Origin of the sequence: Rhodococcus sp. 114MFTsu3.1 (genome assembly GCF_000383555.1) — a bacterium.
Lineage (GTDB): Bacteria > Actinomycetota > Actinomycetes > Mycobacteriales > Mycobacteriaceae > Rhodococcoides > Rhodococcoides fascians_E.
In genome coordinates, this window is sequence record NZ_KB911544.1 from 157,831 (window position 1) to 169,772 (window position 11,942).

The following is an 11,942-nucleotide window of genomic DNA, read 5'->3' on the forward strand; positions in this document are numbered from 1 at the left end:
GCGCAGCGTCAGTCCAACGGTCGACGAAGCGCAGCGAGGAACATCGCGTCCGTTCCGTGGCGGTGCGGCCACAGCTGCGCCGACGCACCGTCACCGAGCTGTGGAACGTCGGGCAGGAGCTGGTGGGTGTCCAGCTGCCGAGCGCCGTATCGGCGCACCGCGTCCGCGACGACGGCCGTGGTCTCGGACAGGTGCGGCGAACAGGTCGAATACACGACGACGCCGCCCGGCCGTACCAGCTTCAGTGCGGAGGCGAGCAGTTCCTTCTGCAACGCCACCAGCCCCGCCAGGTCGGACTGCGTGCGACGCCACCGCGCCTCGGGCCTCCGGCGCAGCGCTCCGAGTCCGGTGCAGGGCGCATCGACCAGGACGCGGTCGTATCCGCCGTCGAGACCCGGGTCCCGGCCGTCCACGACGTGAACGGTGACCGGGAGCCCCTTCGTCGTCTTCGACACGAGGTCGGCACGGTGCGGGGTCGGTTCGACGGCGTCGACACGGGCGCCGTCGATCTCGGCGATCGCCCCGAGCAGAGCCGCCTTGCCTCCGGGACCTGCACACAGGTCCAGCCAGCGTCCGCCGTCCTCGCCCTCGATCGGTGCCAGCGTCAGCGCGCGCGCCACCAGTTGGCTGCCCTCGTCCTGCACACCGGCCAGGCCGTCTCGGACTGCGTCGAGCTTGCCGGGATCACCGCCGTCGAGATAGACGGCGTACGGTGAGTACTTGCCCTCTTCACCTCCGGTGACGAGGGCGAGCTCCTCGGCGGAGATCTCCCCCGGTCGTGCGACGAGATGGACTGCGGGCCTGGCATCGTCGGCGGCCAGCACATCCGCCAGTTCTGCGGCGTCCGCCCCGAGCGCGTCGGCGAAGGCCTGCGCGATCCACTTGGGATGCGCGTACTCGAACGCCAGATGTCCGACGGGATCCTTGTCTGCTGCGGGAGCGAGCTCGTCGACCCATCGATCGGCGGACTTCTCCGACACTCGCCGAAGCACGGCGTTGACGAATCCTGCCTTGCCGCTGCCGAACTCGGCCCTGGTCAGATCGACCGACGTCGCCACGGCAGCGTGGGGCGCCACGCGGGTACGAAGCAGTTGGTAAGCACCCAGCCTCAGGATGTCGAGCAGACCACCGTCTATCTCCGAAATCGCACGACCCGAACCGCTTTCGATGACCGAGTCGAGGAATCCTCGGGCTCGCGACGCTCCGTAGGCGAGTTCGGTCGCCAGGGCAGCATCACGCGTGTCGAGCTTGCGCTCGCGCAGCAGCCCCGGGAGCACGAGGTTGGCGTAGGCATCCCGCTCGCGTACCGCCTTCAGTACGTCTCTGGCGGCGAGTCGCGCAGGGTCGACAGGCGGGGTCGACCCCGGCCCTCCCCCACGATTCGGCCGGTTGCCCGCCCCCCGGCGGGATCCCGAGGTGCGCGTCGGCCCGTTGTTCACGTTGCCGCGTCGGCCTGCTCGGCCCTGGTTCTTCTCGGAGCTCACAGGGCAACCGCCGTTTCCGTCAGCCGGGCACCGCGCGCCCAGTCGAGTGCTTTCATGAGTTTCTTGCCCTGGGGTTGGACGTCGCCCAGAGCTACTGCGGTCGTTGCAGTCCCGACGAACACCCCGTCCTTGCGGACCAGGACGTGCCCGGCTTCGAGGTCCACGTCCGACACTGCGACCGGGGCTACTTTCAGCCGCACGTCTCCGATCGTCGTCCACGCACCGGGCGACGGGGTCACCGCGCGGACGTGCCGGTCGATCGACGCCGCCGAGGAGGTCCAGTCGATGCGCGCCGAGTCGACGGTGATCTTCGGTGCGTAGGACACGCCGTCTACCGGTTGCGGAACTGCGGAGGCCTCACCGGCCTCGATCGCGTCGAGAGTCGCTTCGAGCAGTACCGCACCACTGAGCGCGAGGCGGCCCAGCAGGTTGCCCGCCGAGTCGGTCGACCCGATGGTTTCGGTGACGACGCCCAGGACCGGGCCGGTGTCCATGCCTTCCTCGAGGAGGAACGTCGATGCGCCCGTCACGTCGTCGCCCGCGGAGATCGCTGCTTGAACCGGGGCCGCGCCCCGCCACGCGGGGAGCAGCGAGAAGTGCAGATTGATCCATCCGAACTTCGGTACGTTCAGCACCGGCCGCGGCAGCAGTGCTCCGTATGCGACGACCGGGCACACGTCGGGTTCGAGCGCGGTGAGAGCGTCGAGGAACTCCGGCTCCGACGGGCGCTGCGGCGTCAACACCGGGATCCCGTGTTCGTCTGCCAGCAGTCCGACGGGCGAGCGTCCGATCTTGCGTCCACGACCTGCGGCCGCATCCGGACGCGTGATCACCGCGACCACGTCGTGCCGATCCGACGAGATCAGTCGCGCCAGCGACGGAACTGCCGGGTCGGGCGTACCTGCGAACACAACGCGCACCAGAGGGCTCCCACGAATAGGTAGAACGGATTTCTCACGAACCACCCATTCTAGGGACCACCCACCGGGCACGAGCACGCCCGTCGATCATGCGTCGGACTCACCGGCGTGCGGTGTCTCCTCCTCGGCCAGAATTCGGTACAGGCGTCTGCGCGCATCGACGAGAACCTCGCTTGCGGCCGCGACCTGACCCGGCGTCCCGACCGCAGCGACCTGACCTGCGGCACCCATCAGCAATCCGATCAGACCCCGCAGGTCCATCGCATCACCTCCGACCGTTCCGCGTACGTCGTCCCACGGAGAACCCAGCTCCTCCCGGTGTTCGTCGACGAACGTCCGGCCGGTCTCGGTCAGGCGAGCCGTCTTGCGACCGTCGACCTTCTCGATCAGGACGAGCCCCTCGTCCTCGAGCTGTGAGAGCGCGGGATAGATGGACCCCGGGCTCGGCTTCCACGCGCCCTCGCTCTTCGCGACGATCTGCTGGATCAGCTCGTACCCGTGCATCGGCGACTCGGCCAGGATCAGCAGGACTGCAGCTCGAACGTCACCGCGACGACCTCGTCCTCCGCGGCCGCGGCCGCGGCCGAGGTTGCCCGCAGGCCCGAAACCGCCGGGACCGAAACCGCCGGGACTGAAACCGCCCCGATGATGGGGACCGCCCCGGTGATGCGGTCCCCCGCGCCGTGCGTGTCCGTGGACGTGCTCATGTTCGTAGAAATTTTCCATGTCCGTCTCCTTCTGTATCGTTTGGACGTATTGACGATATATCGACAATACGTTCTCGGCAAGAGTGACGGTCGAGCAGTTCATTGGACGGCGGCCGACAGCTGCCACGAGCGGCTAGCCTGTTCGCACCGAGGTTCGTGTCGATACGAGGGGGCACCATGGCGAACTCACTGAGGAAGCGCGTGATCGCTTCCCTCGGTGCGGTCGCCCTCGTCGTGGCGCTCGCGAGTTCCGGACTTCTCCCCGACGCCGCGTCGGTCGCCCTCGACGACGCAGGCCAACTCGCCGGAGGGATCGCTGCCACCGTCGTGTGCTGGCGCACCGGTGGACGCCGATCCGGCGCACAGCGTCGGTGGCGCCTGCTGATGGCCGCCGGCATGGCGTGCTGGACCGGCGGGATGGTGATCTGGGCCCTCTACCGATCGGTGCTGGATGTGCCCTTGCCATCGCCGTCCTACGCGGACATCGGTTTCTTCCTCTTCCCCATCTTCGCGGTGCCCGCACTCCTGTCCGTGATGCGACGCGCGCCCCATCGCACGGAGTCGGGCAGCACTTACCAGTGGCTCACGTCGGTTCTGGACGGTCTCGTCGTCGTCGGCTCGTTGTTCGTGATCTCGTGGGCGACGGTGCTCGGTCAGGTCGCCCGCTCGGACCGATCCGATTCGCTGCAGTTCCTCATCGCTCTCATGTACCCCATCACCGACCTCGTCCTCCTGGCCATGGTCGGATTGCTCGCCGTGATACCCCGCGTCCTGCGGCGTTACCGGGCTCAGCTCACCCTGCTGGGTGGGGGTCTGACATCGCTGGCCGTCTCCGACAGCCTGTACGCGTACCTGGTCGCATCGGGTGCAAACGAGATGCCGTTGATCGCCGACGCCGGTTTCATCGCCGGACCGGTCCTGATCGCGCTGGCGGCCTCGGCGCCGTCGGTCGTCGCGACGAGCACGGACCCCGAGTTCGCCCCAACACCGGCGCCCATCCGATCACCCGCGCCCATCCGATCACCCGGGCCCACCCGGCCACTCGAGCCCACCGAGTCGCTGCCCGGATCCGGGCACGACCGGACCCAGCTCCTGGTGCCGTACGCGCTGATGGCTCTGACCGGAGTGGCCGTGGCGCTGCAGCGGTTCACGAACGGGACCGTGGACCCTGTCGTCTTCGGTCTGTTTCTCGGCGTGATCGTGCTCGCGGTGGTGCGGCAGGTCATGACGCTCGTACAGAACGACGCGCTCCTGCGCACGCTGTACTCGACTCAGAACGAGCTGACCTATCGCGCGCACCACGACGGATTGACCGGTCTGCTCAATCGCTCCGCCTTCGACGAACACCTCGCCGCCGCCATCGAACGTCACAACGACAACGGCGATGTCGGAGTACTTCTGCTCGTCGACCTGGACGACTTCAAAGCAATCAACGACAGGCTCGGTCACGGAGCAGGCGATCGATCGCTGAAGACTCTGTCGGGTCGACTCGTGGATTCGGTGAACGCTGGAGAACACGGCGGAGTCGTCGCCCGATTCGGCGGCGACGAGTTCACCGTGCTCATCCCGGCATCCATCGATGCCGGCTGCACCACGGCCCGATCGATAGTGGACTCGCTGCGAGAACCACAGGACATCGAGGGCCACGTCGTCTCCATCGGTGCCAGCGTCGGCGTCGTGGAACTCGACGTGTTCGAGCACTCCGTCACCGCTGACGCCCTGCTACGCAACGCCGATCGAGCGATGTACGAGGCCAAGAAGAACGGCAAGGCCGGAGTGTTCGCGTACGACTCCGACGGAACCCTCCGTATGGTCTACAACCTGTCGGTGCAGGGCGCGCCGTTCGACTGGTTCGGTCACGGGCGCTCCGCTGCGGACGCTCAGGGCAGCCGTGGAACCAGTCCGAATATCGTTGCCGGCGAACCGGATCCAGCCCGATTGATCGGACCACCGACCAGAACGTAGGCGCCGGTGGTGGGCAGCTGTTCCAGGTTGCGCAGATTCTCGAGGCTGATGCGATGCCTGTCGTACAGCTTCACCGACACCGGATAGGTGTCGTCGTTGCCGAGGTCGGGCCCGAAGGTGTCGGTTCCCAACGCACCTCGTTCCGCGAGACGACCCGTGTCGATGAGCCACTGCACTGCATCGACGGAGAATCCCGGCTGGTGAGTGACACCGTCGGCGTCGGCGTTCACGTACGCGTCTGTCCCCCAACGCGATTCCCACCCGGTCCACAGAACGACGGCGGCACCGGACGGAATTCGTCCGTTGGACGCCTCCCACTCCTGAAGATCGGCGATCGTCACCGCGTAGTCGGCGTTCGCCGCCGCCTTCTCCCGAATGTCGATCTTCACCGCCGGGAGAAACAGATCCTCCGGAACGAGCTGATCTGCCGTCAGGCCACCGTCCTGGAAATGAGCGGGTGCACCCCAATGCGATCCGGTGTGCTCACCCTCACGAACGTTCTGGAGGTAATAGCCGTCCTCGGCCACCGTCGCAGCCGTCTCGAGCACGAACTCCGGATCGCCGGGGAAGATCGGCGTCGTCGCCGGGTCGTTCACGTGCGAGAGCGACACGATCTTCAGCAGACGGTCCAGCGGTATTCCGAACCCCGGCAGATTCGACGACCCCGACCCCGGTGCCGCCTGGGCGACCGCAGGCCCGGCGAGTTTCGCACCTGCGACGACGGCCAAGCCCGTCGCGACACGTCTGATCAACTGTCTACGTTTCATTTCCCCGACCCCGCTCCGATGTACGACTCGATGTCCAGTCCGACTCGACTGTCGGTATGGACTCTAGGCGCTGAGGGGTGCTGATGGGAGCGTCAACCGATGCGGATCGGATCGATCTGTACGCGAACCGCTTCCGTGTTCTTCCGGGCGCTGCTCGCGGCTTGCGCGTCGGCGAGAGCACGCGCCAGCGCTCCGCCTGCACGACGAGGCACGCGGAGCAGTATTCGCTGTACGTCGCCGGGAAGTCGGTCCTCTCCCCCGCCCGCGGGCAGACGCTGCCCGTCGGGCAGTTCCACGGGCCCGAGGACTTCGGTCTCGGCCGGAAGTTCCGCGGATTCGACGAGCGCCGTGATCGCGGCTGTCGTTCCGTCGACCGCCGCGACGTGGACGGCGGGAGGAAAGCGAACGTCGACGCGCTCGTCCAACTCGCTTCGGGCGTGGCCGACCGGATCCCACCGCACCAACGCCTGAACGGTGGGCAGCTCGGATTCCGCGACCACGACCACCCTGCCGCCGTCGGCACCGGGGCGTACCAGCGCCGACGCCGTCATCCATCGTCTGAGGGTTTCCTCGGCCGCTCGGAGGTCCGCACGCCCGAGCAGTGCCCATCCGTCGAGCAGCAGCGCCGCCCCGTACCCGCCGCTGATCGTCGGTTCCGCACCCACCGTCGAGATCACCAGCGACGCACCGGCATCCACCGAGTCCAGGACAGCGCTTCCACCGGACGTGCGCACCGGAACACCCGGGAAGGCGCGGCCCAACTCCTCGGCGGTGCGGTGCGCGCCGATCACGACCGCACGCAGGGCCCTCGATCCGCACACAGCGCACTTGTGGTTGGTGTCCGCAGCTCCGCACCACCGGCACGTCGGGCTACCTGCTCCGTCGGCACCCGGCGCGGACGGCAACGCGAGCGGTCCGTTGCACCGTCGACATCGAGCGGGGTTGCGGCACTTCGCGCATGCGAGCGACGGTACGTACCCGCCGCGCGGAACCTGAACCAGCACCGCCGTGTCGTTCTTCAGAGCGGTCCTCGCGGCGTCGAACGCGATGGCCGGCAGTCTCGCAGCACGCGCCCCCGGGTCACGTGCCAGCGCATGATCACTGTCCGCCAGCGCGACGATGTGCGGTTGCGCGGCCCGCACCGTCTCACGCGACGCCAACAGGTCGTGAGCCCAGCCCGAGTCGACGAGGGCTTCGGCCTCGGCGGTGCGCGCATGCCCGGCGAGGACGACGCCGCACCCGGTGCCGTGCGCTCGGAGGAGCGCCACCTCGCGCGCATGGGGATAGGGCGAACGTGGTTCGGCGTACCCGTCGTCGCCGTCGTCCCACAGCACCATCAGGCCGAGGTTCTGCACCGGGGCGAACACGGCACTCCTGGTCCCGACCACTACGGACACGTCGCGCCGTAGCGCAGCGAGCCAGCGTCGATAGCGTTTCGCCGGGCCGAGCCCGGCCGACAGTGCCACCACCTGGTCGTCGCCGAGGACGGCCTGACACGCCGACGCCACTCGGTCCAGATCCCGCTGGTCCGGCACCACGACGACGGCACTGCGACCCGACGTTGCCGTCACGGCCGCTATCTCCGCGATCCGCCGTGCCCAGTCCTCACCCGGCAGCGCCTGCCAGACCGCTCGGGGTCCACGGCCCGCCCTGAGAGCATCGACGAACGCAGCGCCGTGTGTGTACCTGTCCCACACAGAGGCGTCGACAACTGGGTGGTCGGCAGCGGTGGAGACGGCGGAGACATCCGGCAGCGGCTCCGATTCGACCTTGGCGTGACGCGGCGGGACGGCGAGCCTCAACACGTCGGCGCGCGTTCCTGCGTAGCGGTGCGCAACAGCGTCGACCAGCGTCGCGATCTCCGAGGTAAGGACACGTTCGGGTGAGACGACGCGATCGAGAAAGCCGAGTTTGCCGCTGTGGTCGCTCGTGGCGACACGCTCCACGATGTAGCCGTCGACCAGCCGGCCGGCAAAGCGAATACGCACTCGCACACCGGGATTCGCATCCTCCGAGAGCTCCGCCGGAACGAGGTAGTCGAATTCGCGGTCGAGATGCGGGAGCGGGAGAAGCGGCAACACCCGAGCTACGGGTAGCTCGGGTGCTGCCGCTTTCGGTGCGCTGCTCAGGCGAGTCCCGCGGCGGCGCGGAGCTTGTCTGCGCGGTCCGTCGACTCCCACGGCAGGTCGATGTCGGTTCGGCCGAAGTGGCCGTACGCGGCGGTCTGCGCGTAGATCGGTCGAAGCAGATCCAGATCGCGGATGATGGCGCCCGGACGTAGGTCGAACACCTCCGAGATCGCGGCCTGGATGCGAGCAGGATCGGTCTTCTCGGTTCCGAAGGTCTCCACGAACAGACCGACGGGTGCAGCCTTGCCGATGGCGTAGGCGACCTGTACCTCGATGCGGTCCGCAAGACCTGCCGCCACCGCGTTCTTGGCTACCCAGCGCATCGCGTACGCGGCGCTGCGGTCCACCTTGGACGGATCCTTGCCCGAGAACGCGCCACCGCCGTGCCGGGCCATGCCGCCGTAGGTGTCGACGATGATCTTGCGTCCGGTCAGGCCTGCGTCACCCATGGGCCCGCCGAGAACGAACTTGCCGGTGGGGTTGACCAGCAGCCGGACGTCGGAGGTGTCGAGGGACGGGACGTTCAGTTCCGCCAGGACCGATCCGAGCACCTTCTCGCGAATGTCCGGCGTCAGCAGGTTGTCGAGATCGATGTCCGCGGCGTGCTGCGTGGACACGACCACCGTGTCGAGACGGACTGCGTTGTCACCGTCGTACTCGATGGTGACCTGAGTCTTGCCGTCGGGACGCAGGTACGGCAGGACGCCGCTCTTCCGCACCTCGGTGAGTCGTCGAGAAAGCCTGTGCGCCAGAGCAATCGGCAGTGGCATGAGCTCAGGAGTGTCGGTGTTGGCGTACCCGAACATCAATCCCTGGTCGCCTGCGCCCTGACGGTCGATCTCGTCGTCGGACAACCCCTCGACACGCGCCTCGTGCGAGTGATCGACGCCCTGCGCGATCTCGGGCGACTGTGCGCCGATCGCCACGTTGACTCCGCAGGAGTTGCCGTCGAAGCCCTTCGCCGACGAGTCGTACCCGATCTCGAGCACCTTGTCGCGCACGATCTTGGGGATGTCCGCCCACGCCGTCGTGTTGACCTCGCCGGCAACGTGAACCTGGCCCGTCGTGACGAGCGTCTCGACGGCCACGCGTGCACGAGGATCCTCCGTCAGCAGCGCGTCGAGGATCGAGTCGCTGATCGCGTCACAGATCTTGTCGGGGTGGCCCTCTGTTACCGACTCACTGGTGAAGAGCCGACTACCGGACTTACTCACGTGTTTCCTCTCGACGTGTCAAAAGCGTTCACTTCAGCCAAGCTGTATCTACAAATATTCGACACTAGTCGTGCACAGGATGCCTGTGCACCCTTGCAATCACGGCTGATTCGAACCCTTGCGATGTGTCGATTCCGTGCGCTGTGTCGAACCTGCGGACAGTATCGTGCCGACCGCGTCGAGGACGCGGCCTGCGAGCAAGGACTTGGATCCCTCACCCAGTGCGGACTCGGATCCGTCGGCGCCGAGCAACCATCCGTCGTTGTGGTCGACCTCGAACGCCTTGCCTTCGCCCACGGCGTTGACCACCAGTAGGTCGCATCCCTTGCGGGCCAACTTGGCCCTCGCGTAGGTCAGAACGTCGCCGTTCTCGTCACCGGTCTCCGCCGCGAACCCGACGATGACGGTGGAGGCGGGGATTTCGCCTGCTCGACGGGCGTCGACGAGGCCGGCGAGTATGTCGTCGTTCTTGACCAGAGGTATCGAATCGGGCTCGTTCGCGCCCTTCTTGATCTTGCTGCCGGCCACGCTGGCCGGACGGAAGTCCGCTACGGCGGCAGCCATGACGATCGCGTCCGCGTCGGGAGCGAACTTGCGAACCGCGGCCTGCATCTGCTGCGCCGTCTTGACTTCGACGACATCGACAGCGGCGGGGTCCGCCAGATTTGCGGTGTAGCCCGAGATCAAGGTCACATCCGCCCCACGCTGAGCGGCGACTCGCGCGAGCGCGTACCCCTGCTTGCCGGAACTCCTGTTCCCGAGGAACCGAACAGGATCGAGAGGTTCGCGCGTACCGCCCGCCGTGACGACGAGCGTGCGACCGGTCAAGTCACGAGGAAGCGCGTCCGCGCGCTCGGCGAGCAGAAGCGCGAGACCGTAGATTTCGTCTGGGTCGGGGAGTCTGCCTGCCCCCGTGTCGCGTCCGGTCAGCCGACCGGATGCGGGTTCGAGGACGGTGACGCCCCGACTGCGCAGCGTGTCGACGTTGGCGACGGTTGCCGGGTGCTCCCACATCTCGGTGTGCATCGCTGGAGCGAGCAGCACGGGACACCGAGCGGTGAGCAGAGTTGCAGTCAGGAGATCGTCTGCACGGCCGCCGGCGAGTCGAGCCATCAGATCCGCCGTTGCGGGCGCGACGACGACAAGATCGGCTTCCTTGCCGAGCCGGACGTGCGGCACCTCGGGCACGTCGGCGAAGACGCCGGTGTGAACCGGGCTGCCGGACAGAGCCTCGAACGTTGCGCGACCGACGAATTCCAACGCCGATTCCGTGGGCACCACACGAACGTGATGACCTGCCTCGGTGAAGCTACGAATGATGGAACAGCTCTTGTAGGCGGCGATTCCCCCGCCTACCCCGACGACTACGCGCAACGGACCCGGTCCTATTCGATTGTCATTCGCCTTCGGTGTGCTCGAGCAGATCTTCGTGGATCTCGCGGAGCGCGATCGACAGCGGCTTCTCCTGCAGACCCGGCTCGACGAGCGGGCCCACGTACTCGAGGATTCCGTCACCGAGCTGGTTGTAGTAGTCGTTGATCTGGCGTGCACGCTTGGCCGCGTAGATGACCAGTGCGTACTTGGACGACGTGCGAGCGAGGAGCTCGTCGATGGGAGGGTTGGTGATTCCGAGCGGCGTGTCGTAAGCCGGAAGTGCGCTACGCGCGTCGAAGTCGGAACCGGCCAGAGAACTACTGCTCACTATGAATCTCCTGAGTTGTACATCGTGTGTGCTGCGGAGCGCTTTCGTCGATTGCAGGCCGGGGTCAACCGACCGACGACCTACCGACCAACAAGGATACCAACTGAGCACAAGAATGGTCGACATCGGTATTGACAACCACCGTGTCGAACTCCTCCTGCGCAGCCAATTCGACCTTCGCCGTCTCGAGTCTACGTGCGGTGACCGCCGGATCCTCCGTCGCACGCGAGGTCAGGCGCTGGACCAGATCGTCCCACGTGGGCGGGGCCATGAACACCAGAGTTGCCTCCGGCTTCGACACACGTACCGCGCGTGCCCCAGCCAGATCGAGCTCGAGCAGAACGGGCTTGCCGTCCTCCAACGCCGCCTCCACCGGCGCGGCAGGCGTACCGGAACGATGCAGACCACTGTGCACACTCGCCCACTCGAGCAACTCGCCTGCCTCGATCATCCGGTCGAACTCGGCCGCTGTGACGAAGTGGTAGTCCTCGCCGTCGATCTCGCCGGGCCGCGGATCCCGCGTCGTCACCGACACGCTGAACCACAGTTCCGGAAGTTCACGTCGCAACACGCGAACGACGCTGGATTTGCCGACACCGGAGGGACCGGCCAGAACGATCAGCCGGCCCCTCCCGTGCGGTGACGCGTCACTGTCGGACACGTGCCGTACCTCCGTAGATCACGCTTCGAAATCGAATTTGGTCAACAAAGCCTTACGCTGACGATCACCGAGGCCCCGGATGCGCCTCGACGGTGCGATCTCCAACTCGGTCATCAATTCTTGAGCCTTGACCTTACCCACCTTCGGCAACGCCTCCAGCAGGGCCGAGACCTTCATCTTGCCGAGGATCTCGTCGGTCTCCGCATCCGCGAGAACCTGCTTCAGATCGGTCCCGCCTCGCTTGAGCCGCTCCTTGAGCTCGGCACGTACTTTTCGGGCTGCAGCCGCCTTCTCTAGCGCGGCGGCACGCTGCTCCGGCGTCAATTGGGGAAGCGCCACGATTCCTCCGTAACTCGTTCGTCGATGAACCGTGCACCTGTGGTCTCCCGGTGC

At 66.9% G+C, this 11,942-nt stretch carries 11 protein-coding genes; 1 reads left to right on the forward strand and 10 read right to left on the reverse strand.

Annotation, left to right across the window (positions count from 1 at the left end):
- Positions 1-8 precede the first annotated feature (8 nt).
- The 3 genes from H292_RS0100705 to H292_RS0100715 form a co-directional block, all read right to left on the reverse strand.
- Positions 9-1,439, reverse strand: coding sequence for an RsmB/NOP family class I SAM-dependent RNA methyltransferase (locus H292_RS0100705; RefSeq protein WP_027498523.1), 1,431 nt, complete (start codon positions 1,437-1,439; stop codon positions 9-11).
- A gap of 41 nt (positions 1,440-1,480) precedes the next feature.
- Positions 1,481-2,404: a methionyl-tRNA formyltransferase gene (gene fmt / locus H292_RS0100710; RefSeq protein WP_027498524.1), complete on the reverse strand. Its 924-nt coding sequence runs from the start codon at positions 2,402-2,404 to the stop codon at positions 1,481-1,483.
- Positions 2,405-2,491: 87 nt separating this feature from the next.
- Complete coding sequence (locus tag H292_RS0100715; RefSeq protein ID WP_081631833.1) at positions 2,492-3,130, reverse strand: PadR family transcriptional regulator; 639 nt, start codon at positions 3,128-3,130, stop codon at positions 2,492-2,494.
- 158 nt (positions 3,131-3,288) lie between these two features.
- Here H292_RS0100715 and H292_RS0100720 point away from each other — a divergent pair, with 158 nt between their 5' ends.
- Positions 3,289-5,076, forward strand: coding sequence for a GGDEF domain-containing protein (locus H292_RS0100720; RefSeq protein ID WP_020110124.1), 1,788 nt, complete (start codon positions 3,289-3,291; stop codon positions 5,074-5,076).
- Here the strand turns inward: H292_RS0100720 and H292_RS0100725 are convergent.
- The 7 genes from H292_RS0100725 to mihF form a co-directional block, all read right to left on the reverse strand.
- Entirely contained in the window at positions 4,992-5,843 is an 852-nt protein-coding gene (locus H292_RS0100725; protein WP_020110125.1) for a cyclase family protein, read from the reverse strand. The genes H292_RS0100720 and H292_RS0100725 overlap by 85 nt on opposite strands.
- Positions 5,844-5,935: 92 nt before the next feature.
- The gene (locus H292_RS0100730) at positions 5,936-7,924 is read right to left on the reverse strand and encodes a primosomal protein N' (protein WP_020110126.1); all 1,989 of its coding nucleotides are present in this window, start codon (positions 7,922-7,924) and stop codon (positions 5,936-5,938) included.
- Between the two features lie 44 nt (positions 7,925-7,968).
- Positions 7,969-9,186: a methionine adenosyltransferase gene (metK, locus tag H292_RS0100735; RefSeq protein WP_019666379.1), complete on the reverse strand. Its 1,218-nt coding sequence runs from the start codon at positions 9,184-9,186 to the stop codon at positions 7,969-7,971.
- A 99-nt stretch (positions 9,187-9,285) separates the two neighbouring features.
- Positions 9,286-10,560 (reverse strand): bifunctional phosphopantothenoylcysteine decarboxylase/phosphopantothenate--cysteine ligase CoaBC, encoded by a 1,275-nt coding sequence (coaBC, locus tag H292_RS0100740; RefSeq protein ID WP_020110127.1) that lies wholly within the window; start codon positions 10,558-10,560, stop codon positions 9,286-9,288.
- 22 nt (positions 10,561-10,582) lie between these two features.
- Positions 10,583-10,888 carry a DNA-directed RNA polymerase subunit omega gene (gene rpoZ / locus H292_RS0100745; RefSeq protein WP_019666381.1) on the reverse strand — a complete coding sequence of 102 codons (306 nt, stop codon included), beginning with the start codon at positions 10,886-10,888 and terminating at the stop codon, positions 10,583-10,585.
- A gap of 64 nt (positions 10,889-10,952) precedes the next feature.
- Positions 10,953-11,549 (reverse strand): guanylate kinase, encoded by a 597-nt coding sequence (gmk, locus tag H292_RS0100750; protein WP_019666382.1) that lies wholly within the window; start codon positions 11,547-11,549, stop codon positions 10,953-10,955.
- Between the two features lie 18 nt (positions 11,550-11,567).
- Entirely contained in the window at positions 11,568-11,888 is a 321-nt protein-coding gene (gene mihF / locus H292_RS0100755) for an integration host factor, actinobacterial type (protein ID WP_019666383.1), read from the reverse strand.
- Positions 11,889-11,942: the final 54 nt, after the last annotated feature.

Coding starts and splice junctions, on each gene's coding strand:
- H292_RS0100725 (WP_020110125.1), bottom strand. CDS start 5,843: ATGAAACGTAGACAGTTGATCAGACGTGTCGCGACGGGCTTGGCCGTC.
- H292_RS0100715 (WP_081631833.1), bottom strand. CDS start 3,130: ATGGAAAATTTCTACGAACATGAGCACGTCCACGGACACGCACGGCGC.
- H292_RS0100720 (WP_020110124.1), top strand. CDS start 3,289: ATGGCGAACTCACTGAGGAAGCGCGTGATCGCTTCCCTCGGTGCGGTC.